20 protein-coding genes are annotated in these 24,388 nt (G+C 56.5%); 17 read left to right on the forward strand and 3 right to left on the reverse strand.

Annotated features, from left to right (window positions below; genetic code table 11):
* The 15 genes from pbpC (at position 1) to RHN82_RS16320 (ending at position 18,269) form a co-directional block, all read left to right on the forward strand.
* Positions 1-2,328: a peptidoglycan glycosyltransferase PbpC gene (gene pbpC / locus RHN82_RS16250; protein ID WP_047050307.1), complete on the forward strand. Its 2,328-nt coding sequence runs from the start codon at positions 1-3 to the stop codon at positions 2,326-2,328.
* Between the two features lie 88 nt (positions 2,329-2,416).
* Complete coding sequence (locus tag RHN82_RS16255; protein WP_047050305.1) at positions 2,417-4,795, forward strand: DMSO/selenate family reductase complex A subunit; 2,379 nt, start codon at positions 2,417-2,419, stop codon at positions 4,793-4,795.
* On the forward strand, positions 4,792-5,421 hold the full coding sequence (locus tag RHN82_RS16260; RefSeq protein WP_047050304.1) for a DMSO/selenate family reductase complex B subunit: 630 nt from the start codon (positions 4,792-4,794) through the stop codon (positions 5,419-5,421). Before RHN82_RS16255 ends, RHN82_RS16260 begins: the two co-directional genes overlap by 4 nt.
* Positions 5,414-6,193 carry a DmsC/YnfH family molybdoenzyme membrane anchor subunit gene (locus RHN82_RS16265; RefSeq protein ID WP_047050303.1) on the forward strand — a complete coding sequence of 260 codons (780 nt, stop codon included), beginning with the start codon at positions 5,414-5,416 and terminating at the stop codon, positions 6,191-6,193. Before RHN82_RS16260 ends, RHN82_RS16265 begins: the two co-directional genes overlap by 8 nt.
* Entirely contained in the window at positions 6,193-7,068 is an 876-nt protein-coding gene (locus RHN82_RS16270) for a 4Fe-4S binding protein (RefSeq protein WP_047050302.1), read from the forward strand. Before RHN82_RS16265 ends, RHN82_RS16270 begins: the two co-directional genes overlap by 1 nt.
* 124 nt (positions 7,069-7,192) lie before the next feature.
* Entirely contained in the window at positions 7,193-7,624 is a 432-nt protein-coding gene (ndk, locus tag RHN82_RS16275; RefSeq protein WP_003860625.1) for a nucleoside-diphosphate kinase, read from the forward strand.
* Positions 7,625-7,771: 147 nt separating this feature from the next.
* Positions 7,772-8,938 (forward strand): bifunctional tRNA (adenosine(37)-C2)-methyltransferase TrmG/ribosomal RNA large subunit methyltransferase RlmN, encoded by a 1,167-nt coding sequence (locus RHN82_RS16280; protein ID WP_003860623.1) that lies wholly within the window; start codon positions 7,772-7,774, stop codon positions 8,936-8,938.
* Positions 8,939-9,229: 291 nt separating this feature from the next.
* Positions 9,230-10,240: a cytoskeleton protein RodZ gene (gene rodZ, locus RHN82_RS16285; protein WP_047050301.1), complete on the forward strand. Its 1,011-nt coding sequence runs from the start codon at positions 9,230-9,232 to the stop codon at positions 10,238-10,240.
* Positions 10,241-10,266: 26 nt separating this feature from the next.
* Positions 10,267-11,385, forward strand: coding sequence for a flavodoxin-dependent (E)-4-hydroxy-3-methylbut-2-enyl-diphosphate synthase (gene ispG / locus RHN82_RS16290; RefSeq protein WP_003860619.1), 1,119 nt, complete (start codon positions 10,267-10,269; stop codon positions 11,383-11,385).
* A gap of 81 nt (positions 11,386-11,466) precedes the next feature.
* A complete protein-coding gene (hisS, locus tag RHN82_RS16295) occupies positions 11,467-12,741 on the forward strand; it encodes a histidine--tRNA ligase (RefSeq protein ID WP_022649001.1) in 1,275 nt (424 codons plus the stop codon).
* Positions 12,742-12,754: 13 nt separating this feature from the next.
* Complete coding sequence (locus RHN82_RS16300) at positions 12,755-13,375, forward strand: YfgM family protein (RefSeq protein ID WP_003860614.1); 621 nt, start codon at positions 12,755-12,757, stop codon at positions 13,373-13,375.
* Between the two features lie 10 nt (positions 13,376-13,385).
* Positions 13,386-14,564 carry an outer membrane protein assembly factor BamB gene (gene bamB, locus RHN82_RS16305; RefSeq protein WP_017383525.1) on the forward strand — a complete coding sequence of 393 codons (1,179 nt, stop codon included), beginning with the start codon at positions 13,386-13,388 and terminating at the stop codon, positions 14,562-14,564.
* 112 nt (positions 14,565-14,676) lie between these two features.
* A complete protein-coding gene (gene der, locus RHN82_RS16310) occupies positions 14,677-16,149 on the forward strand; it encodes a ribosome biogenesis GTPase Der (protein ID WP_003860611.1) in 1,473 nt (490 codons plus the stop codon).
* Positions 16,150-16,447: 298 nt separating this feature from the next.
* Positions 16,448-17,989 carry a peptide MFS transporter gene (locus RHN82_RS16315; protein ID WP_047050297.1) on the forward strand — a complete coding sequence of 514 codons (1,542 nt, stop codon included), beginning with the start codon at positions 16,448-16,450 and terminating at the stop codon, positions 17,987-17,989.
* Positions 17,990-18,047: 58 nt separating this feature from the next.
* On the forward strand, positions 18,048-18,269 hold the full coding sequence (locus RHN82_RS16320; protein ID WP_003860607.1) for a zinc ribbon domain-containing protein: 222 nt from the start codon (positions 18,048-18,050) through the stop codon (positions 18,267-18,269).
* Here RHN82_RS16320 and RHN82_RS16325 read toward each other — a convergent pair.
* From RHN82_RS16325 to xseA, 3 genes are read right to left on the reverse strand one after another with little or no spacing between them, the layout of a single operon-like run.
* A complete protein-coding gene (locus tag RHN82_RS16325) occupies positions 18,266-18,616 on the reverse strand; it encodes a protealysin inhibitor emfourin (RefSeq protein ID WP_003860606.1) in 351 nt (116 codons plus the stop codon). The two genes, RHN82_RS16320 and RHN82_RS16325, sit on opposite strands and share 4 nt — an antisense overlap.
* Positions 18,616-19,635 (reverse strand): M4 family metallopeptidase, encoded by a 1,020-nt coding sequence (locus tag RHN82_RS16330; protein ID WP_032609828.1) that lies wholly within the window; start codon positions 19,633-19,635, stop codon positions 18,616-18,618. The genes RHN82_RS16325 and RHN82_RS16330 overlap by 1 nt, the downstream gene beginning before the upstream one ends.
* Positions 19,636-19,693: 58 nt before the next feature.
* Positions 19,694-21,067: an exodeoxyribonuclease VII large subunit gene (xseA, locus tag RHN82_RS16335; protein ID WP_023314642.1), complete on the reverse strand. Its 1,374-nt coding sequence runs from the start codon at positions 21,065-21,067 to the stop codon at positions 19,694-19,696.
* A 159-nt stretch (positions 21,068-21,226) separates the two neighbouring features.
* On the opposite strand from xseA, the gene guaB reads away from it, so the two are divergent.
* Together guaB and guaA are read left to right on the forward strand one after the other, a co-directional pair.
* Positions 21,227-22,693, forward strand: a complete 1,467-nt coding sequence (gene guaB, locus RHN82_RS16340) for an IMP dehydrogenase (protein WP_003860601.1) — start codon at positions 21,227-21,229, stop codon at positions 22,691-22,693.
* 67 nt (positions 22,694-22,760) lie between these two features.
* On the forward strand, positions 22,761-24,338 hold the full coding sequence (gene guaA / locus RHN82_RS16345; protein WP_003860599.1) for a glutamine-hydrolyzing GMP synthase: 1,578 nt from the start codon (positions 22,761-22,763) through the stop codon (positions 24,336-24,338).
* The last annotated feature ends 50 nt before the right edge of the window (positions 24,339-24,388 follow it).

A 24,388-nucleotide genomic window follows, 5' to 3' on the forward strand; every position in this document is an offset into this window, starting at 1 on the left:
ATGCGGATAGCACGCCTGATTCGCTCCCGCTGGCTGTGGCTGGCGGGAGCGCTTCTCGTTTCAGGGGGGCTGATTGTCGTCGCTGACCGCGTGTGGCCGTTGCCCCTGAAAGAGGTCAACCCTGCGCGAGTGGTCGTGGATGAGCAGGGTGTTCCGCTGTGGCGTTTTGCCGACAGCGAAGGCATCTGGCGCTATCCGGTTACCATTGAAGAGGTTTCACCACGCTATCTCGAGGCGCTGATCCAGTATGAAGATCGCTGGTTCTGGGATCACCCGGGCGTCAATCCGCTTTCTGTACTGCGTGCCGCCTGGCAGGATCTCACCTCCGGGAGAGTGGTTTCCGGCGGGAGCACGCTTACCATGCAGGTGGCACGCCTGCTGGATCCGCATCCGCGTACTTTTGGCGGCAAAATCCGTCAGCTGTGGCGGGCGATGCAGCTGGAGTGGCATCTCTCCAAGCGTGAAATCCTGACGCTGTATCTTAACCGTGCCCCGTTTGGCGGCACGTTGCAGGGCGTGGGCGCGGCAAGCTGGACTTACCTGGGCAAACCGCCGTCTCAGCTGAGCTATTCCGACGCGGCGCTGCTGGCAGTGCTGCCGCAGGCACCCAGCCGTCTGCGCCCGGACCGCTGGCCGGAACGTGCCGAAGCGGCGCGGAACAAAGTGCTCGACCGCATGCTGACTCAGGGCGTCTGGTCAGAGAAGCAGGTCAAAGAGTCCCGTGAAGAACCGGTCTGGCTGGCCCCCCGGCAGATGCCGCAGCTGGCGCCGCTCTTTTCCCGCATGATGCTGAGTAAAAGTCGTGACACAAAAATAGTCACCACGCTGGATGCAGCATTGCAACGACAGCTTGAAGAGCTGGCAATGAACTGGAAATCACGCCTGCCTGCCCGCAGTTCGCTGGCGATGATCGTCGTGGATCATACATCCATGAAAGTGCGTGGCTGGGTAGGCTCGGTAGATATCAATGATGACAGCCGTTTTAGTCACGTGGATATGGTCAATGCGATCCGATCGCCGGGATCGGTCCTCAAGCCATTCATCTATGGCATGGCGCTGGACGATGGTCTGATCCATCCCGCTTCGTTATTACAGGATGTGCCAAGAAAAACGGGGGATTATCGTCCCGGCAACTTTGACAGTGGCTTCCATGGGCCGGTCAGTATGAGCGAAGCCCTGGTGCGTTCCCTCAACCTGCCTGCGGTGCAGGTTCTGGAAGCGTACGGCCCAAAACGTTTTGCCGGAATGCTGAGCAACGCGGGATTACCGCTCATTCTGCCTGCGGGGGCACAGCCCAATCTCTCCCTGATCCTGGGGGGCGCAGGCGCACGCCTGGCTGATATCGCTGCCGCCTATAGCGCCTTTGCGCGTCAGGGTAAGGCGGGCCGACTGCGTATGCAGCCGGGCGATCCGCTGATCGAACGTCCGCTGCTGTCGCAGGGGGCGGCGTGGATCATTCGTCGCATTCTCGCTAATGAAGCACAGCCCCTGCCGGACAGTGCGCTGCCCCAGGTTGCGCCGCTGGCGTGGAAAACGGGCACCAGCTATGGCTATCGGGATGCCTGGGCCATCGGGCTGAACGCCCGGTATGTCATTGGAATCTGGACCGGACGCCCGGACGGCACGCCCGTTGCCGGGCAGTTTGGTTTCGCCAGCGCGGTACCGCTCCTCAATCAGGTCAATAATATGCTTCAGTCCCGCTCGATGGTGGATGAAGCGCGTCTGCCGCGCGATCCGCGTCCTGCAAGCGTAGGACGGGGCGTGATTTGCTGGCCGGGCGGCCAGTCCCTGCCTGAAGGGAGCGAAAACTGTCGGCGTCGGCTGTCAACCTGGCTGCTGGAAGGCAGTGAACCGCCTACGCTGCTGCTGCCGGAACAGGAAGGTATTCGCGGGATCCGTTTCCCGGTCTGGCTGGATAAAGAAGGCAAACGCGTTGCGGCGGATTGCCCTGATGCGACAGAGAAAGTGCTGGATGTCTGGCCGCTGCCGCTGGAGCCCTGGCTGCCTGCTGCCGAAAAACGGGCTGCTCGTCTCCCCGCCCGTTCAGCGGTTTGCCCTCCGCTGGATAACCATAATGCGGCGCCGCTGATGTTGTCAGGCGTCAGAGAAGGGGCGGTAATTAAACGTCTTCCAGGTGAGAAAAATATGACCCTCAACGTTTCAACCAGCGGCGGGGAGGGGCAACGATGGTGGTTTTTGAATGGCGAACCGCTGGACGGGCATCAGAAGAATTATTCACTGCAATTATATTTACCGGGTAAATATCGATTAATTGTATTGGATGAAACAGGACAAACGGCGACGGTGAATTTTGAATTAGATCGCTAAGTGTTACTCCTCAAGAGTTAGCTTGATAATTATCAATATTCGTTCCTGAAAAAAAACGAGAATGCGTTTTTATTTGAAGGAACGAGCAATGAAAAAAAATAAACATCAGGGAGAAGGGCTTATTCCCGCCATATCCCGGCGTCAGTTTATTCAGGCAGGGTCGGCGCTCGCCGCCCTGCCGTTTGTCGTCAAAACCGGCAAAGCACAGGCACAGGGCGCGGCGGTTTCAGACGCTACGCCTGAAGAAAAAGTGGTGCAAACCTGTAGTACGTTTGACTGCGGCGGCAAGTGTGATATTCGTGCTCACGTCAGTGATGGCGTTGTGACCCGAATTTCAACGCGTCCGGATAACGCGCTGGATCCGCAGATGCCAGTGATGCGCGCCTGCGTTCGTGGTCGGGCTTATCGGAAATTTGTTTATCACCCCGATCGACTGAAATATCCAATGAAACGTGTAGGTAAACGTGGCGAAGGAAAATTCGAGCGTATTACCTGGGATGAAGCCACCACCCTTATTGCGAATCAATTAAAAACTATTACGCAAAAATACGGTGCTGCGTCACGCTATGTTCATGTGGGCACCGCGGTGTCCGGCGGGACCTTTTCCGGCGATAAAATGGTTCGTCGTCTGCTCAGCTTAACCGGCGGCTATCTCGAAAGCTATCACTCGGTCAGTATGGGTAACACGGCGGCGGCAACGCCGTATACCTACGGCACCGCCGCCAGCGGCAGCTCTCTGGACACGCTGCTGGACACCAAACTGGTCATTCTCTGGGGGCATAACCCGACGGAAACCATCTTTGGGCACAGCAACCACTTCTACCAGAAGATGAAGCAAAACGGCACGCGCTTCATTGTTGTCGACCCACGTTATTCCGATACGGTTTCCTCCCTGGCCGATCAGTGGATCCCATTGCTTCCTGCCACGGACAACGCCCTGATGGACGCGATGATGTATGTGATCGTCACGGAGAACCTGCACGATCGCGACTTTATTCAGCGCTACACCCTGGGCTTTGACGAAGACGCTATGCCAGAGGGCGTTCCGGCCAATGAATCCCTGATGGCTTACCTGAGCGGTGCAAAGGATGGCGTGGCGAAAACGCCCGAGTGGGCAGAGAAAATCACTCACGTGCCTGCACAAACTATTCGTCAGCTGGCGCGCGACTACGCAACCACCAAACCCGCCGCGCTGATCCAGGGCTGGGGTCCGCAGCGTCACAACTGCGGCGAGCGCACCGCGCGCGGCTCGACGATACTGGCCACGCTAACGGGTAACGTCGGGGTGAAAGGCGGCTGGGCAGCAGGCTATGGCGGCTGCGCAAACCGCAAATTTGCGGCCGGGCCAGAGATGCCGGACAACCCGGTCAAAGCCAAAATTTCGGTCATGAACTGGGTACAGGCCGCGGATGATGCTTCTAAGGTAACCGCGGAAGATGGCCTGAAGGATGCTGAGAAGCTGGACAGCAATATCCGCATCCTGTTCTCGCTGGCGGGCAATTATCTGGCTAACCAGAACCCGGATCTTCATCAGGCAACCCGTGTCCTGGAAGACGAGTCGAAAATCGAGTTTATCGTCGCAAGCGATCTGTTTATGACGCCGAGCGCCAGATACGCCGACCTGCTTTTGCCGGAAACCAGCTTTATGGAACGCTGGAATATCGGCGAAACCTGGGGCACGGCAAGCTATCTGATCCTGTCAGAAAAGCTGATTGAACCTGAATTTGAACGCCGTTCAGACTACGACTGGCTGCGGGAGGTCGCTGCTAAGCTTGGCGTCGAGCCAGCGTTCAGCGAGGGCCGTGACGAAAAAGCGTGGATTGAGCACATCTGGGAGCAGACGCGGCTGTCCATGCCGGATGAAAACCTGCCGGACTTCGCGACGCTACAGAAGACGCGTCAGCATCTTTTCAAAAGCGCGCCGTACGTTGCCTTTGAAGACAACATTCGCGATCCGCAGAATCATCCGTTCCCGACGCCGTCCGGTAAAATTGAGATCTTCTCGAAGCGTCTGTACGACATGCATCACCCGGAAATTCCGGCGCTGTCGCACTACGTGCCTGCCCATGAAGGGCCGGAAGACGAGCTGGCGAAAACCTTCCCGCTCCAGCTGATCACCTGGAAAGGGAAGAACCGAGCTAACTCCACCCAGTACGCCAACCCGTGGTTAATTGAGGCGCAGCAGCAAAAGCTGTGGATCAACCCGCAGGATGCGCAAAAGCGCGGCATTGCGCAGGGGGATACCGTGCGTATTCATAACGCGCGCGGCATTTGCGAGATCCCGGCGGAGGTCACGCCGCGCATCATTCCAGGCGTGGTGGCCATGCAGGCAGGCGCCTGGTGGCAGCCGGACGCGCAGGGTATCGATAAAGGCGGCTGCGCAAACGTGCTCAGTTCCGCCCGTATTACCGCGCTTGCGAAAGGGAATTCCCATCAAACCATGCTGGTGGAGGTAGCTAAAGCATGAGTCAGTTTAAACATTACGCACCGGTGAGCGACAAACAGCTGGGTTTTTATATCGACTCTTCTCGCTGCTCGGGCTGCAAGGCATGCCAGGTGGCGTGCAAAGATAAAAACAACCTTGAAGTCGGACGTCGTTTCCGTCGCGTTTATGAAGTTAACGGCGGGGGTTTTATCCCGACCGGGCAGGGCGGCGTCAGCAACAACGTTTTTGCCTACACGCTCTCTATTTCCTGTAACCACTGCGCAGACCCTATCTGCACCAAGAACTGTCCGACCACCGCGATGCATAAGCGTCCGGGGGACGGCATTGTGCGCGTTGATACTGATAAGTGCGTCGGCTGCGGCTACTGCGCATGGTCTTGCCCTTACGGCGCGCCACAGCTCAACGAGCAGACCGGGCAGATGTCCAAATGTGATTTCTGCGTGGATCTCCAGGCGAAGGGAGAGCAGCCCGTCTGTGTGGCAACCTGTCCACTCGAAGCGATTAAATTCGGGCCGATTGATGAACTGCGGGCGAAGTATGGTGCGGTCTGTGATGTGAAAGGCTTGCCTGATTCCTCCATCACCAAACCAAACCTGGTGATCAAAGCGCATCAGGGCGCAGAGAAAGAGGGGAAACGTCATGCATGAGTTACCGCTGCTGATTTTTACGCTGTTCCTGCAAGGATCGGTTGGCGTTACGCTGTGGCTGGCGTTCGGAAGCACGCAACGCAGCGCGCTGCTGCCGGCTGCCGGAGCGTTTGTGCTGGCGAGCCTGGGGCTGCTCGCCTCCGCGCTGCACATGGGCTATCCGCTTAATGCTCTTAACGCGCTGCGCCACGTATCCAGCTCCTGGCTGAGCCGTGAGATTATCTTTGCCAGTCTTTACCTTGCGGCGCTTGGTCTCGCCGTGCTGCTGATGTTTGTCAAAAAGCCGGGCTGGAAGCCGCTGCTGGTTGTGGCAGGTCTGGTGGGTTTAGTCGATGTGTTCTGCATGGCGCAGATCTACATGCATGCATCCGTGGTGACATGGCAGCACATTAACACTCTGGTGCTGTTTATCGGCTCGGTAGGAATTATCGGTTCAGCCTGCATGGCCGTTGGGACGCGTTCTCAGACAACCGTGCGTGCGGCGGTTGTCATTATCACGCTGCTGGTGCTTGTGCGTCTGGTGATGCAGCCCGTCTGGCTGGCAGATATTACGGCTATGGACAACACCGTGGTGACGTTCCCTCACGCACCGCTACAGATGCTGGAGCAACTGCGAAACGTGCATCTGCTGAGCTGGTGCATATCCGTTGCGGGTATGCTGTGCTTTGCTGCGGGCGGTCTGAAAGCGGCGCGATCTCCCATGCTGCTGGGAAGCGCGTTGCTGATTGTCGGTGAACTGATGCTGCGCTTCGTTTTCTTCAGTATTGGCTGATGGGCGGATTGACCTTTGCCCCGGCGATGGACGTGACGCATGCGTGCGTCCGTCGCCGTTTTCGCCACGCTTCCTGCCTCGCCTGCGCGGACGTCTGTCCTGTGCAGGCTTTTTCTTTTACCGACTCAGGCGTCTCGGTTGATGACAGCCGCTGCATTGAATGCGGTGACTGCCTGTTAGTCTGCCCCGCAGAGGCCATCACCGGCATCACGCCGCGAAAACGCTTTCTGTGTGGCGATACGCTTGTTGGGCCGTTTACTGACCGTGCGCCAGGGGTGAATGAGCTTCTGCTGTGGCACGCGCAGCACCACGTTCGTTTTATCAGTATCGACGCGGAGCAGAATCCTGACTGGTTGCTGGCGATTGCCCGGCTGAATCTGGCGCTTCGTCGACGCGGTGAAGCAGCGTGGGCGTTTAAACATATACCCGTCAACGAGGTTAATACCGCCCGGCGTGCGCTGATGCACGTTCCCCGTGAGGATGTCCAGGCCTGTAGCGTCGTGCCCGGCCAGCGTGAGCTGCGCAGGGCGTTTTCTGCGTTTAGCGAGGCAGAGATAACTTTCGATGCTGGATCCTGCGTACTGTGCGGCGCGTGCTGGCGAAGTTGTACGGAAAACGCGATTCGGTTTGAGAACGCTGAACTGGTCGTGGAAACCGGACGCTGTACGGGGTGCGGCGGCTGCGAAGCGGTATGCCAGCATGCGGCGATAAACGTGACGCAAACAGAAGGAACAGCGAAAAGCGTGACCATACCGGCATATGAAGCCGTTTGCCTGACGTGCCACCGTCATTTCTGGTCATTTACGTCTGATGAAAAGCAGTGTCCGCTCTGTTTTCATCATCAACACGGCATGCGAAATACGAGCTGTTGCTAATCTTCGTCTCATTTTAAAAAAATGTTATGCATAACCATAGGCAATGGCGCTATTGCTCTTTATAATCCGCGCCACACCATACTCAGGTATGCAAAAACAACAGAACATTTTACAGAGGTTATCAATGGCTATTGAACGTACTTTTTCCATCATCAAACCAAACGCGGTGGCAAAAAACGTTATTGGCAGCATCTTCGCTCGCTTTGAATCAGCAGGGTTTAAGATCGTTGGCACCAAAATGCTGCACCTGACCGTTGAGCAGGCTCGCGGTTTTTACGCTGAGCACGAAGGTCGCCCATTCTTTGACGGTCTGGTCGAGTTCATGACTTCTGGCCCAATCGTGGTATCCGTACTGGAAGGCGAAAACGCGGTACAGCGTCACCGCGATCTGCTGGGTGCAACCAACCCGGACAACGCACTGGCAGGTACTCTGCGCGCTGACTACGCAGACAGCTTCACCGAGAACGGCACCCACGGTTCCGACTCTGTTGAATCTGCTGCGCGTGAAATCGCGTTCTTCTTCGCTGAAGGCGAAGTGTGCCCGCGCACTCGTTAATAATTTCGTAAATGCCGCGTGCAAACGTGGCATCCCTGCGCCAGACTTTGTACAATGCAACGCCCCGGACGAGCAGACTGCTTACCGGGGCGTTTCTTTTCAACCCACCAAGGGCCACAACGTGTAACAACGAGGCCGGAAAAAATTATGTCTGAATTAGTGAATACCTCCGAAGTCGCCATTCCTGCGGTTCCCAATAAAAATGGAAAAATTAACCTGCTGGATCTGAACCGTCAGCAGATGCGCGAGTTCTTTAAAGAGATGGGCGAGAAGCCGTTTCGTGCCGATCAGGTCATGAAATGGATGTACCACTATTGCAGCGACAACTTTGATGACATGACGGACATCAACAAAGTGCTGCGCAATAAGCTTAAAGAAGTGGCGGAAATCCGCGCACCGGAAGTGGTGGAAGAGCAGCGCTCTTCAGATGGCACCATCAAGTGGGCCATTGCCGTTGGCGATCAGCGCGTTGAAACCGTGTATATCCCGGAAGACGATCGCGCCACGCTGTGCGTCTCTTCTCAGGTGGGCTGTGCGCTGGAGTGCAAATTCTGCTCTACGGCGCAGCAGGGCTTTAACCGTAACCTGCGCGTGTCGGAAATCATCGGCCAGGTCTGGCGTGCCGCGAAAATCGTGGGCGCGGCGAAAGTCACCGGTACACGTCCAATCACCAACGTGGTGATGATGGGTATGGGTGAACCGCTGCTCAACCTGACCAACGTCGTTCCGGCGATGGAAATCATGCTCGACGATTTCGGTTTTGGTCTGTCCAAGCGCCGCGTTACGCTCTCTACTTCCGGCGTTGTGCCTGCGCTGGACAAGCTGGGCGACATGATTGACGTTGCGCTGGCCATCTCCCTTCACGCGCCAAACGACGCCATCCGTGACGAAATTGTGCCGATCAACAAAAAGTACAATATCGAAACCTTCCTGGCTGGCGTGCGCCGTTACCTGGAGAAATCCAACGCTAACCAGGGCCGCGTGACCATTGAATACGTGATGCTGGATCATGTTAACGACGGTACCGAGCATGCACACGAGCTGGCTGAACTGCTGAAAGATACGCCATGTAAGATCAACCTGATCCCATGGAACCCGTTCCCGGGCGCGCCGTATGGCCGTAGCTCGAACAGCCGTATCGATCGCTTCTCAAAAGTGCTGATGGAGTATGGTTTCACCACCATCGTACGTAAAACGCGTGGCGATGATATCGACGCAGCCTGTGGTCAGCTGGCGGGTGACGTTATTGACCGTACCAAACGTACGCTGCGTAAGCGTATGCAGGGTGAGTCAATCGCGGTTAAAACCGTTTGATTATTATGCAGACACGGCGCATTTTTTGCGCCGTGAAGCATTAATTTACTGAATATTCAGTCACAATCATCACGACTGATTAATAATTACGGTGCGTTTCATACGACTTTCGGGCAGTATGTAACGACGTAACAACAGTTTAGCGTGAAGGCCTGCCAGCGCTGTCATCTGCGGCCCGACAGTCTTATACTGTTTGTTCCAGGTTAACTGACCTAAAGTTTCGCGGTGCGGGTGGCATTGTGACTCACCGGCACCTGAACCCTTATTTTCACGTACCAGTAGTTGTAGCGAATGAATACTGAAGCCACTCACGATCAAAATGCAGCACTCTCCACTGGCGTTCGTCTTCGCAACGCCCGTGAACAACTCGGACTTAGCCAGCAAGCCGTTGCAGAACGCCTGTGCCTGAAGGTTTCCACCGTTCGCGATATTGAAGAAGATAAGGCACCCGCCGATCTGGCTTCAACGTTTCTGCGCGGTTATATCCGTTCTTACGCCAAACTGGTTCATATCCCTGAAGACGAATTACTGCCGATGATGGAGAAGCAGGCGCCTGTGCGTGCGGCAAAAGTTGCGCCGATGCAGAGCTTCTCTCTGGGTAAACGTCGTAAAAAACGCGATGGCTGGCTGATGAGCTTTACCTGGCTGGTCCTGTTTGTGGTTGTCGGCCTGACGGGCGCATGGTGGTGGCAAAACCACAAAGCGCAGCAGGAAGAGATCACCACCATGGCCGATCAGTCCTCCGCTGAGCTTAATCAGTCTGGTAATAACGGCGCGCAAAGCGTGCCGTTGAGCACCGAAGGGGCTGCGACCTCCAGCGAACCTCAGGCGGCAGCAAGTAATACGCCTGCAACCGAGCCAGCGGCGACGCCAGAAGCGACGGCGAATACCGCGCCAGCCACCCAGACACAGGATCAGAACGCGGTCGTATCACCTTCTCAGGCCAATGTTGATACCGCCCCTGCGGCAACGGCACCGGCAGAGAACACCGCGGCGTCACTGCCAACTGACCCGGCTGGCACGGCGGCACCTGCCGTTGACCCGAATGCGCTGGTGATGAATTTTACGGCTGATTGCTGGCTGGAAGTGACTGACGCGACAGGTAAAAAGCTGTTCAGCGGCCTGCAACGTAAAGATGGCACGTTAAATCTAACGGGCCAGGCACCTTACAAGCTTAAAATCGGCGCACCGGCAGCGGTACAGATCCAGTATCAAGGAAAACCTGTCGATCTGAGCCGCTTTATCAGAACTAACCAGGTTGCGCGTCTTACCGTTAATGCCGAACAATCAGCAGCACAGTAACAGACGGGCAATGCGGGAGATTTTACATGCATAACCAGGCTCCTATTCAACGTAGAAAATCGAAACGGATTTACGTTGGGAACGTGCCAATCGGCGATGGGGCACCTATCGCCGTCCAGTCGATGACCAATACGCGTACTACGGATGTAGAAGCGACGGTCAATCAAATCAAAGCATTAGAACGCGTCGGCGCGGATATTGTTCGCGTCTCTGTGCCGACCATGGACGCCGCCGAGGCGTTCAAACTGATCAAGCAGCAGGTGAGCGTTCCGCTGGTTGCCGATATTCACTTCGATTACCGTATCGCGCTGAAAGTCGCTGAATACGGTGTCGATTGCCTGCGTATTAACCCAGGCAACATCGGCAACGAAGAGCGCATTCGCATGGTGGTTGACTGCGCCCGCGACAAAAACATTCCAATCCGTATCGGCGTGAACGCTGGCTCTCTGGAAAAGGATCTCCAGGAAAAGTACGGTGAGCCGACGCCGCAGGCGCTGCTCGAATCCGCGATGCGTCACGTCGATCATCTGGATCGCCTTAACTTCGATCAGTTCAAAGTGAGCGTGAAAGCGTCTGACGTCTTCCTGGCCGTTGAATCATATCGTCTGCTGGCAAAACAGATCGATCAGCCGCTGCACCTGGGGATCACCGAGGCGGGTGGTCTGCGCAGCGGTTCGGTAAAATCGGCGATTGGTCTCGGCCTGCTGCTCTCTGAAGGCATCGGCGACACGTTACGCGTCTCCCTGGCCGCCGATCCGGTGGAAGAGATCAAAGTCGGTTTCGACATCCTGAAATCACTGCGTATCCGCGCGCGTGGGATCAACTTCATCGCCTGCCCAACCTGTTCACGTCAGGAGTTTGACGTGATCGGCACCGTGAATGCCCTGGAGCAGCGTCTGGAAGACATCATCACCCCGATGGACGTTTCCATCATCGGCTGCGTGGTGAACGGTCCGGGTGAAGCGCTGGTGTCCACGCTGGGCGTGACCGGCGGTAACAAGAAAAGTGGTCTCTATGAAGATGGCGTTCGTAAAGATCGTCTGGATAATAGTGACATGATCGACCAGCTCGAAGCCCGCATTCGTGCAAAAGCGACGATGATGGACGAAGCGCAGCGCATCAGCGTTCAGCAGGTTGAAAAATAACGTGATGGGAAGCAGGCTGCTTCCCATGTATGATTGAACCCATTCTTTGGGTTCTTTTTTGTATATAGAAAGAGAATAAACGTGGCAAAAAACATTCAAGCCATCCGCGGCATGAACGATTATCTGCCTGGCGAAACCGCCATCTGGCAGCGCATTGAAGGCACACTGAAGCAGGTGCTCGGCAGCTACGGTTACAGCGAAATTCGTTTGCCGATTGTAGAGCAGACCCCGTTATTCAAACGCGCGATCGGCGAAGTGACCGACGTGGTTGAAAAAGAGATGTATACCTTTGAGGACCGCAACGGCGACAGCCTGACCCTGCGTCCTGAGGGGACGGCGGGTTGCGTACGCGCCGGCATCGAACATGGTCTCCTGTACAATCAGGAGCAGCGCCTGTGGTATATCGGCCCGATGTTCCGCCACGAACGTCCGCAAAAAGGCCGCTACCGTCAGTTCAACCAGCTTGGCGTGGAAGTGTTTGGTCTGCAAGGACCCGATATCGATGCCGAACTGATTATGCTGACTGCCCGCTGGTGGCGTGCGCTCGGTATTTCTGAGCACGTTTCCCTGGAGCTGAACTCTATCGGTTCTCTGGAAGCGCGTGCGAATTATCGCGATGCGCTGGTGGCGTTCCTGGAACAGCACAAAGAGAAGCTCGACGAAGACTGTAAGCGTCGTATGTACAGCAACCCGCTGCGCGTACTCGATTCCAAAAATCCTGACGTACAGGCGCTGCTGAACGATGCGCCAGCGCTGGGTGACTACCTGGATGAGGATTCCCGCGAACACTTTGCCGGCCTGTGCAAGCTGCTTGAAGCGGCGGGCATTGCTTATACCGTTAACCAGCGTCTGGTGCGCGGTCTGGACTACTACAACCGCACCGTATTTGAGTGGGTCACCACCAGCCTCGGTTCGCAGGGCACCGTCTGTGCCGGCGGTCGTTATGACGGTCTGGTCGAACAACTGGGTGGTCGCGCAGCACCGGCTGTAGGCTTCGCGATGGGCCTTGAGCGACTTGTTTTGCTGGTTCAGGCAGTTAATCCGGAATTTAAAGCCGATCCTGTTGTCGATATATACCTGGTGGCCTCAGGTGCGGATACGCAGTCTGCGGCGATGCAGCTTGCCGAACGCGTGCGCGATGCGCTGCCGGACGTTAAGCTGATGACCAACCACGGCGGCGGCAACTTTAAAAAACAGTTTGCTCGTGCCGATAAGTGGGGCGCAAGTATCGCACTGGTGCTGGGTGAGTCCGAAGTGGCCAACGGCGAAGTGGTGGTAAAAGACCTGCGCTCTGGTGAGCAAACTACGGTAACGCAGGATGGCGTTGCGGCGCACTTGCGCACTCTATTGGGCTAAGGAGAAGGACTGCGTGGAAATTTACGAGAACGAACACGACCAGGTTGATGCGGTTAAACGCTTCTTTGCTGAAAACGGCAAGGCACTGGTTGTAGGGGTTATTTTAGGTGTTGGTGCGCTGGTAGGCTGGCGTTACTGGAACAATCATCAGGCTGACTCTGCTCGCGGTTCGTCCCTGAACTACGAAAATACCGTTAGCGCAATCCGTGCCGATCAGCCGCAAACGCTGACGGCTGCGGAGAAATTTGCCGCTGACAACAAAAACACCTACGGCGCGCTGGCTGCGCTGGAAGTGGCTCAGCAGTATGTTGATAAAAACGAACTGGACAAAGCCGCTGCGCAACTGTCTCAGGGGCTCGCTGCTGCCAGTGACGATAATCTGAAAGCGGTGATCAATCTGCGTCTGGCGCGTATCCAGGTTCAGCAGAAAAAAGCCGACGACGCGCTGAAAACGCTTGATACCATCAAAGGCGAAGGCTTTGCCGCTATTGTCGCCGATCTTCGCGGTGAAGCACTGCTGAGTAAGGGTGATAAAGCGGGCGCGCGTAAAGCGTGGCAAGCTGGCGTGGATAGTAAAGCTTCACCTGCGCTGAGCGAAATGATGCAGATGAAAATAAATAATTTGTCCGTCTGAGAGGGACCCAATGCAATTGCGTAAATTACTTCTGCCAGGACTGCTTTCTGTTACGTTATTGAGTGGTTGTTCACTGTTCAGTGGCGAAGAAGACGTTGTTAAAATGTCCCCGCTGCCGACGGTTGAAAACCAGTTCACCCCATCCACCGCCTGGGACACCTCCGTAGGCGATGGTATTGGCGATTTTTATTCCAACCTGCACCCGGCATTTGCTGACGGCGTTGTCTATGCGGCCGATCGCAAAGGCACCGTTAAAGCGCTGAACGCTGATGACGGAAAAGAAGTGTGGTCCATTAACCTGGCGGAAAAAGATGGCTGGTTCTCCCGTAAACCTGCACTGCTTTCTGGCGGCCTGACCGTTGCCGGCGGTCACGTTTATGTGGGCAGCGAAAAAGCGCAGGTTTACGCGCTGAATGCCAGCGACGGTTCGGTTGCATGGCAGACCACCGTTGCCGGTGAATCCTTGTCGCGTCCGGTTGTCAGCGACGGTCTGGTGTTGATCCATACCAGCAACGGCCAGTTGCAGGCGCTGAACGAAGCCGATGGTCTGGTAAAATGGACGGTTAACCTGGATATGCCAGCGCTGTCTCTGCGTGGTGAATCTGCTCCGGCGACCGCATTTGGCGCCGCCATTGTGGGCGGTGACAACGGCCGTGTCAGCGCGGTACTGATGCAGCAGGGCCAGATGATCTGGCAGCAGCGTATTTCCCAGGCGACCGGTTCAACTGAAATTGACCGTCTGAGTGACGTGGACACCACGCCAGTTATCGTTGACGGTGTGGTTTACGCGCTGGCGTATAACGGCAACCTGACGGCGCTGGACCTGCGTAGCGGCCAGATCATGTGGAAACGTGAGCTGGGTTCCGTGAACGATTTCATCGTCGACGGCAACCGTATTTATATGGTGGATCAGAACGACCGTCTGCTGGCGCTGAGCACCGAAGGTGGCGTGACGCTGTGGACGCAGAGCGATCTGCTGCACCGTCTGCTGACCGCACCGGCACTGTATAACGGCAGCCTGGTGGTGGGCGACAGCGAAGGCTATATGCACTGGATCGATCCAGAGAATGGTCGCTTCGTGGCACAGCAGAAAGTGGATAGTTCAGGCTTCCTGACGGAGCCCGTTGTGGCTGACGGCAAACTGCTGATTCAGGCAAAAGACGGCACGCTGTACGCGATCACGCGTTAATTACACGGCGGTTGTAGTATACTAAACGGCTCCTGTTCACTCAGGAGCCGTTTTGACATTTTTAAAAACGCTGCGAAAGCGACGTTATTTTGAATTTTATGAGGCTTCAAACATGGTACCTGTGGTCGCGCTTGTCGGGCGCCCTAACGTTGGAAAATCCACTCTTTTTAACCGTTTAACACGCACCCGTGATGCGCTGGTTGCGGATTTCCCGGGGCTGACGCGTGACCGTAAGTACGGTCGTGCAGAGGTGGAAGGACGCGAGTTCATCTGTATCGATACCGGGGGTATTGACGGTACGGAAGACGGCGTAGAAACCCGCATGGCAGAGCAATCTCTGCTGGCTATCGAAGAAGCGGATGTAGTTCTGTTTATGGTGGATGCTCGCGCTGGCCTGATGCCCGCGGATTCTGCTATTGCTAAACATCTGCGTTCACGCGAAAAGCCAACCTTCCTGGTGGCGAACAAAACTGACGGCATCGATGCCGATCAGGCCATTGCGGATTTCTGGTCTTTAGGCCTGGGCGATATTTATCCTATCGCGGCCTCGCATGGTCGTGGCGTCACCAGCCTGCTGGAAACCGTTCTGCTGCCGTGGGTTGATGAAGTAAACCCACCGGAAGAGGTGGACGAGGACGCTGAATACTGGGCGCAGTTTGAAGCCGGAGAGGAAGGCGAGGAAGAGCCAGAAGACGACTTCAACCCGCAGGATCTGCCTATCAAGCTGGCTATCGTGGGTCGCCCAAACGTGGGTAAGTCTACGCTTACTAACCGTATTCTCGGCGAAGAGCGCGTGGTGGTTTACGACATGCCAGGCACAACGCGTGACAGCATCTACATTCCCATGCAGCGCGATGAACGTGAGTACGTACTTATCGACACCGCAGGGGTGCGTAAGCGCGGGAAAATCACCGATGTGGTAGAGAAATTCTCGGTGATCAAAACCCTTCAGGCGATTGAAGACGCCAACGTGGTGCTGCTGGTTATTGACGCACGTGAAGGTATCTCCGATCAGGATCTCTCTCTGCTCGGCTTTATCCTCAATAGTGGGCGCTCACTGGTTATCGTCGTCAACAAATGGGACGGCCTGAGCAATGAAGTGCGCGAGCAGGTGAAAGAGACGCTGGACTTCCGTTTGGGCTTTATCGACTTTGCCCGCGTTCACTTCATCTCTGCCCTGCACGGCAGCGGCGTTGGTAACCTGTTCGAATCCGTTCGTGAAGCCTATGACAGCTCTACCCGCCGTCAGAGCACGGCGATGCTGACCCGTATCATGAACATGGCTGCTGAAGACCACCAGCCGCCGCTGGTGCGCGGTCGTCGCGTGAAGCTGAAATATGCTCACGCCGGGGGGTATAACCCGCCTATCGTGGTGATCCACGGTAACCAGGTGAAGGATCTGCCGGACTCCTACAAACGCTACCTGATGAACTACTTCCGCAAGTCGCTGGACGTGATGGGTACGCCTATCCGTATTCAGTTCAAGGAAGGGGAAAACCCGTTTGCGAATAAACGCAACACCCTGACGCCGAACCAGATGCGTAAGCGTAAGCGTTTGATTAAGCATATTAAGAAAAGCAAATAATCCTTGCCGTTCTCACTATAACCCGCGCTTGTCGCGGGTTTTTTTCGCCCATTCAAAAGGCCTGCCTTCCTTGTGTGATGTCAATCACTATTCGCTTTTAACCATGTTTATATCTAAGAAAGTAGACAATCGTCGAATTTTCGTCTTAAAGTCCAGGGTTCGGTACTAGACAAAACTAGCGCCTGGTTATCAAATGGTTAACCAACATTTCGCCGCATGTAAAAAATCGATCGGATACGTAACCGTTCGGCGTACATGCTGGTGTTTACAAGCACGACACATACCTTTCGGGAGAATTATGCAATCCTCTGTTAATCAAAAAGAGAGCCGAACCTTCTTCGGCCATCCTTATCCGCTCGGTTCGCTGTTCTTCACCGAGATGTGGGAGCGTTTCTCGTTTTACGGTATTCGCCCGCTACTGATCCTGTTTATGGCCGCCACCGTGTATGACGGCGGAATGGGCCTGGCGCGTGAAAACGCCTCGGCGATTGTCGGCATCTTCGCGGGCACCATGTACCTCGCCGCGCTGCCGGGCGGCTGGCTGGCGGATAACTGGCTCGGCCAGCAGCGGGCCGTCTGGTACGGTTCGATTTTGATTGCGCTCGGGCACCTGTCGATCGCCCTGTCGGCCATCATGGGCGACAACCTGTTCTTCATCGGCCTGATGTTCATCGTGCTCGGCTCCGGCCTGTTCAAGACCTGTATCTCGGTCATGGTGGGGACACTGTACAAAAAGGGCGATGCGCGTCGTGACGGCGGTTTCTCGCTGTTCTATATGGGCATCAACATGGGCTCGTTCATTGCCCCTCTGATTTCCGGCTGGCTGATTAAAACCCACGGCTGGCACTGGGGCTTTGGTATCGGCGGTATCGGGATGCTGGTCGCCCTGATCATCTTCCGCGTGTTTGCCGTTCCGGCCATGAAGCGCTACGACAGCGAAGTCGGTCTGGACTCCACCTGGAACAGTCCGGTAGTGAAGCGTAACGGCGTGGGCGCCTGGCTGCTGGCGCTGGCTGTGGGTGTTGCAATTATCGTAACGTTGATTGCCCAGGGCGTGATTGTGATTAATCCGGTCGCGGTCGCCAGCGTGCTGGTGTATGTGATTGCCGCCTCCGTCGCGCTCTACTTCATCTACCTGTTCATCTTCGCCGGGCTGAATCGCAAAGAGCGCGCAAGGCTGCTGGTGTGCTTTATTCTGCTGGTCTCCGCCGCGTTCTTCTGGTCCGCGTTCGAGCAGAAGCCAACCTCCTTCAACCTGTTCGCCAACGACTACACTAACCGCATGATCGGTGATTTTGAGATCCCGGCGGTGTGGTTCCAGTCGATTAATGCCCTGTTCATCATTCTGCTGGCCCCGGTATTTAGCTGGGCATGGCCGAAGCTGGCGAGCAAAAACATTCGTCCGAGCAGCATCACCAAGTTCGTGATCGGTATTCTGTGTGCAGCGGCGGGCTTTGGCCTGATGATGCTGGCGGCGCAGAACGTGCTGAACAACGGTGGGGCAGGGGTTTCTCCGTTCTGGCTGGTGGGAAGTATCCTGATGCTGACGCTCGGGGAACTGTGCCTGAGTCCGATTGGTCTGGCGACCATGACCCTGCTGGCGCCGGAAAGAATGCGCGGTCAGATGATGGGCCTGTGGTTCTGCGCCAGTGCGCTGGGTAACCTGGCTGCGGGGCTGATTGGTGGCCATGTGAAGGCCGACCAGCTGGATATGCTGCCAGACCTCTTTGCCCGTTGCTCCATTGCGCTGCTGATTTGTGCTGCGGTGCTGATCGTCCTCATTATTCCGGTGCGCCGCATGCTGGAAAATGCGCAGACTAAACCGGCTACCGAAGCCTGATACTATTCAGCCTGCCGGGGCAGTTATCCTGCCCCGGCTCAACTCAACAGGAGAGAGCATGTCGATTACCTGTCCGGATTGCCACGCAGCGCTCGAGCCGCAAAACGGTATCGCGCATTGCGACAGCTGCAATAAAGATATTCCCCTTGAAGCGCGCTGCCCTGACTGCCATCAGCCGCTTCAGGTACTCAAGGCCTGCGGCGCGGTGGACTACTTCTGTCAGAACGGCCACGGGCTGATCTCAAAAAAACGCGTCGAGTTCGTCAGGGCTGGGGCTTAATCGCACACGCAGCCTTCTCCTTTTTGCCATAGCTCGATCAGCGATTCCGGCGCTTCCTGCTCCGGAACCAGCACAATAATATCGGTATACTGCGCCTGATTGTGCCGGGTCCAGATTATCTGAATGCGAAAATAGCGCTGATCGCCGCTGCCCGGAGACGACGCCTGGCCCGGTGGCTGTCCGCGCGGGATAGCCTGTTCCAGAATATTCACCACGCGCTGACGCTGCGCCTCGTTGAGCGTGGAGAGGGCGATCGTGCGCTGACCGCTCAGCTTAGGAATAAAGGCGACGCCGCCTTCCCGGGCCAGCTCAACCACGGCGTCATCCGTCAGTTCCGGTACCTGCATTACAGTACTCCCACCTGTTCCCAGGCTTGTTTAATGGCCGCCCCAACGTCGCTACCGGAGCGCTTCTCGCCGTGGGCGATCGTCAGTTTTGCGAAAGCGTCAAAATCCGCATCCTGCGCCAGGTTGCGATCGCAAACCGTGTCGTACCAGGCATAACCCGCTTTTTCCCAGGCGTAACCACCGATCGCCGTTGCGGCCAGGTAAAACGCCCGGTTGGGGATGCCGGAGTTCAGGTGTACGCCGCCGTTATCCTCGCGCGTTTTGATGAAATCTTTCATGTGCGCGGGCTGCGGGTCTTTACCGAGGAGGGGATCGTCGTAGGCGGTACCGGGTTCAGACATGGAACGTAGCCCTTTCCCGTTGATGCCCTCCGCCAGCAGCCCCTCGCCAATCAGCCAGTCTGCCCGATCGGCGGTTTGCTTAAGATGGTATTGCTTCACCAGCGAGCCAAACACGTCGGATAATGACTCGTTCAGCGCGCCCGATTGTTCAAAGTAGATGAGCCCGGCTTCGGTCTCCGTCACACCGTGGCTCAGCTCATGCGCCACTACGTCGATGGCAATGGTGAAACGGTTGAAGATTTCCCCGTCGCCATCGCCAAAGACCATCTGCTGGCCGTTCCAGAAGGCGTTCTGATATTCCCGGCCATAGTGCACGGTGCCGGTGAGGATCAGCCCTTTGTTATCGAGCGAATCGCGCTGATATTCTTTCCAGAAGAAATCATGGGTGATACCCAAATAATCGTACGCTTCATCCACCGCCACATCGCCGTTGGAGGGCTGGCCTTCATAGCGCACCTGGGTTCCCGGCAGCTCCTGGGTCTGTTTCGCATCGTAGATGTCACGCTCAAGCTGACCGGCTTTATTGACGTGCGGCGCGGCGGGCTTACCCGGCATATGCGCCATCAGGGTTTGCACATGGGTTAATGTCTGACGGGCGCAGCGCTGCTGGGGCTCTGACCCGCTTTCGATAATACGACGAAGAATATACGGAGGGATGACGCTATGTAGATGGGGCATGCTGCTCTCCTTATTAAAAAAGGCAATAGCAGCAGTATAGTTTGTAACCGGCGAAGATTTATCCGCTTTTACGCTGGCGCGTTTTTTTCATCGGTTTGATCTCTTTCACCTCACTCTCGACCCAGCCGTCAGAAAGCCGGGTGGTGAGTACATCCCCGGCTTTGACCTGTTTCGTCTGCTTCAGCACTTTGCCGTCCGTCGCGGTGGTCACACTATAGCCGCGGGCCAGCGTGGAGAGCGGGCTGACGGCTTCCAGATGGGTGACCGCATTGCCAAAACGCTCGCGGGTGGTGCTCAGGCGTGAGCGGATATTTTCCGCGAGGCGATACTCAAGCTGCTGGATCCGCGTTTGTGCGCGATAAATCTTCGGCTGCGGATTCTGCTGGTTCAGACGCTGCGTCGTGCGCTGCTGGCGCGATACCGCCCGCTTAAGCTGGTTATCCAGCGCGAAGTTCATCCGCTGACGCAGACGTTCCAGCACGGTTTGCTGACGCGCCAGACGCAATTGCGGGTGCTGCTGTTGCAGACGATGATGAAGCTGGGTAAAGCGGCGGGTACGGTTGGCGAGGAAGTAGTCCATCGCCATCTCCAGGCGCTGCTGCCCGTTCTGGATCTGACGCAGCAGCTCCTGCTGGTTACGGCTGACCACCTCTGCCGCCGCGGACGGCGTGGGCGCGCGTAAATCCGCGACAAAATCGGCAATCGTCACATCCGTTTCGTGACCGACGGCGCTTACCACCGGGATAAGGCTGGCAAAGATTGCCCGCGCCACGCGCTCGTCGTTAAAACTCCACAGGTCTTCCAGCGAGCCGCCGCCGCGCCCGACGATCAGGACATCACACTCCTGACGCGCATTCGCCAGCTCAATGGCGCGCACGATCTGCCCCGGCGCATCGTCACCCTGAACGGCGGTCGGGTAGATAATGACGGGCAGGGAAGGGTCACGGCGCTTCAGGACGTGCAAAATATCGTGCAGGGCCGCACCGGTTTTCGAGGTGATAACCCCAACGCAGTGGGCAGGTGAGGGCAGGGGCTTTTTAAACTGCTGGTCAAACAACCCCTCAGCCGAAAGCATGGCTTTTAGCTGCTCGTACTTCTGCTGCAACAAGCCTTCGCCCGCGGGCTGCATGCTCTCGACGATAATCTGATAATCGCCGCGCGGCTCATACAGGGTAATGTTGGCGCGAACCAGAACCTGCTGGCCATGCTGAGGACGGAACGTCACGCGACGGTTGCTGTTGCGGAACATCGCGCAGCGCACCTGAGCGGTGTCGTCTTTCAGCGTAAAGTACCAGTGACCGGAAGCAGGCTGCGTGAAGTTAGAGATTTCACCGCTGATCCAGACCTGTCCCATTTCCTGCTCAAGCAGCAAACGCACCGTCTGATTAAGGCGGCTGACAGTATAAATTGAGGGGGATTGAGAGGATAACATGTGAGCGGGATCAAATTCTAAATCAGCAAGTTATTCAGTCGATAGTAACCTGCTGAGAGGTGAGCGCAAGCATTTTTTTCAAAAAAGTGTGGATGCAATCGGTTACGCTCTGTATAATGCAACGGCAATATTTAACCACCCAGGTCAGAGATATTGCCCATGCTACGTATCGCTAAAGAAGCACTGACGTTTGACGACGTCCTCCTCGTTCCCGCTCACTCCACCGTTCTGCCGAATACTGCCGACCTCAGCACGCAGTTGACGAAAACCATTCGTCTGAACATTCCTATGCTCTCCGCAGCAATGGACACCGTGACTGAAGCGCGTCTGGCTATCGCCTTGGCACAGGAAGGCGGCATTGGCTTTATCCACAAAAACATGTCTATCGAGCGTCAGGCGGAAGAAGTTCGCCGCGTGAAGAAACATGAATCCGGTATCGTGTCCGATCCTCAGACCGTTCTGCCAACCACCACGCTGCACGAAGTGAAAGCCCTGACCGAGCGTAACGGCTTTGCAGGCTATCCGGTAGTCACTGAAGACAACGAACTGGTCGGCATCATTACCGGTCGTGACGTGCGTTTCGTGACTGACCTGAACCAGCCTGTCAGCGTCTACATGACGCCAAAAGAGCGTCTGGTGACCGTGCGTGAAGGCGAAACCCGCGACGTGGTGCTGGCGAAAATGCACGAAAAACGCGTTGAGAAAGCGCTGGTTGTGGACGCGAACTTCCACCTGCGCGGCATGATCACCGTTAAAGATTTCCAGAAAGCAGAACGTAAACCGAACGCCTGTAAAGACGAGCATGGCCGTCTGCGCGTCGGCGCTGCGGTTGGCGCAGGCGCGGGTAACGAAGAGCGCGTTGACGCGCTGGTTGCTGCGGGCGTTGACGTGCTGCTGATTGACTCCTCCCACGGCCACTCCGAAGGCGTTCTGCAACGTATTCGTGAAACCCGTGCTAAGTACCCGGATCTCCAGATCATCGGCGGTAACGTGGCAACCGGCGCAGGCGCTCGCGCGCTGGCGGAAGCGGGTTGCAGCGCGGTGAAAGTGGGTATCGGTCCTGGCTCTATCTGTACCACCCGTATCGTCACCGGCGTAGGCGTGCCGCAGATCACGGCGGTTTCTGACGCGGTTGAAGCGCTGGAAGGTACCGGTATTCCGGTAATCGCGGACGGCGGTATCCGTTTCTCTGGCGACATCGCCAAAGCGATCGCCGCAGGTGCCGCAGCCGTGATGGTGGGCTCCATGCTGGCCGGTACCGAAGAATCCCCGGGTGAAATCGAACTCTACCAGGGGCGTTCTTATAAATCCTACCGCGGTATGGGCTCCCTGGGCGCGATGTCCAAAGGTTCCTCCGACCGTTACTTCCAGACCGATAACGCCGCAGACAAACTGGTGCCGGAAGGTATCGAAGGCCGCGTGGCGTATAAAGGCCGCCTGAAAGAGATCATTCACCAGCAGATGGGCGGCCTGCGCTCCTGTATGGGTCTGACCGGCTGTGGTACCATTGACCTGCTGCGTACCAAAGCGGAATTCGTACGCATCAGCGGTGCGGGTATCCAGGAGAGCCACGTTCACGACGTGACGATCACCAAAGAGTCCCCGAACTACCGTCTGGGCTCCTGATAAATTTCCGCGCCCGGCTCAATGCCGGGCGCTTTGTTTTGTTTCACTTGCCTCGGAATTAGCGTCAATGACGGAAAACATTCATAAACATCGCATTCTCATCCTGGACTTTGGTTCTCAGTATACTCAGCTGGTGGCGCGCCGCGTGCGTGAGCTGGGCGTTTACTGTGAGCTGTGGGCGTGGGATGTCACGGAAGCACAGATTCGCGAGTTCAATCCAAGCGGCATCATCCTGTCCGGCGGCCCGGAAAGCACTACCGAAGAGAACAGCCCGCGTGCGCCGCAGTACGTATTCGAAGCGGGCGTACCGGTGTTCGGCGTTTGCTACGGTATGCAGACCATGGCGATGCAGCTGGGTGGCCACGTAGAAGGCTCTAACGAGCGTGAGTTCGGCTACGCACAGGTTGAAGTCGTCACCGACAGCGCGCTGGTGCGCGGTATTGAAGACTCCCTGACCGCAGACGGCAAACCGCTGCTGGACGTGTGGATGAGCCACGGCGACAAAGTCACCGCTATCCCGTCCGACTTCGTGACCGTTGCCAGCACCGAAAGCTGCCCGTTCGCGATCATGGCGAACGAAGAAAAACGCTTCTACGGCGTGCAGTTCCACCCGGAAGTGACCCACACCCGTCAGGGTATGCGCATGCTGGAGCGCTTCGTGCGTGATATCTGCCAGTGTGAAGCCCTGTGGACCCCGGCAAAAATCATCGACGACGCCGTGGAGCGTATCCGCCAGCAGGTTGGTGATGACAAAGTGATCCTCGGCCTCTCCGGCGGCGTGGACTCCTCCGTGACCGCGATGCTGCTGCACCGCGCGATCGGCAAAAACCTGACCTGCGTCTTCGTGGATAACGGACTGCTGCGTCTGAATGAAGCGAAGCAGGTTATGGACATGTTTGGCGACCACTTCGGTCTGAACATCGTTCATGTGGAAGGCGAGCAGCGCTTCCTGGACGCGCTGAAAGGCGAGAACGATCCGGAAGCGAAACGTAAAATCATCGGTCGCGTGTTCGTGGAAGTGTTCGATGAAGAAGCGCTGAAGCTGGAAGACGTGAAATGGCTGGCGCAGGGCACCATCTACCCTGACGTGATCGAGTCTGCGGCCTCCGCAACCGGTAAAGCGCACGTTATCAAATCTCACCACAACGTGGGCGGCCTGCCGAAAGAGATGAAGATGGGCCTGGTTGAGCCACTGCGTGAGCTGTTCAAAGACGAAGTGCGTAAGATCGGCCTGGAGCTGGGTCTGCCGTACGACATGCTCTACCGTCACCCGTTCCCGGGCCCGGGCCTCGGGGTACGCGTGCTGGGCGAAGTGAAGAAAGAGTACTGCGACCTGCTGCGTCGCGCGGACGCGATCTTCATCGAAGAGCTGCACAAAGCTGACCTGTACAACAAGGTGAGCCAGGCGTTCACCGTGTTCCTGCCGGTGCGCTCCGTCGGCGTGATGGGCGATGGTCGTAAGTACGACTGGGTTGTCTCCCTGCGTGCGGTGGAAACCATCGACTTCATGACCGCGCACTGGGCGCACCTGCCGTATGACTTCTTAGGCCGCGTGTCTAACAGAATAATCAATGAAGTCAATGGCATATCGCGTGTCGTGTATGACATCAGCGGTAAGCCACCGGCGACGATCGAGTGGGAATGATGTATAGCTAGCTCATAGCTCATCATATCTATTCATTTTAATATCTAACC

It is taken from the genome of Enterobacter cloacae complex sp. EB5, from assembly GCF_031432835.1.
GTDB lineage: Bacteria > Pseudomonadota > Gammaproteobacteria > Enterobacterales > Enterobacteriaceae > Enterobacter > Enterobacter hormaechei_C.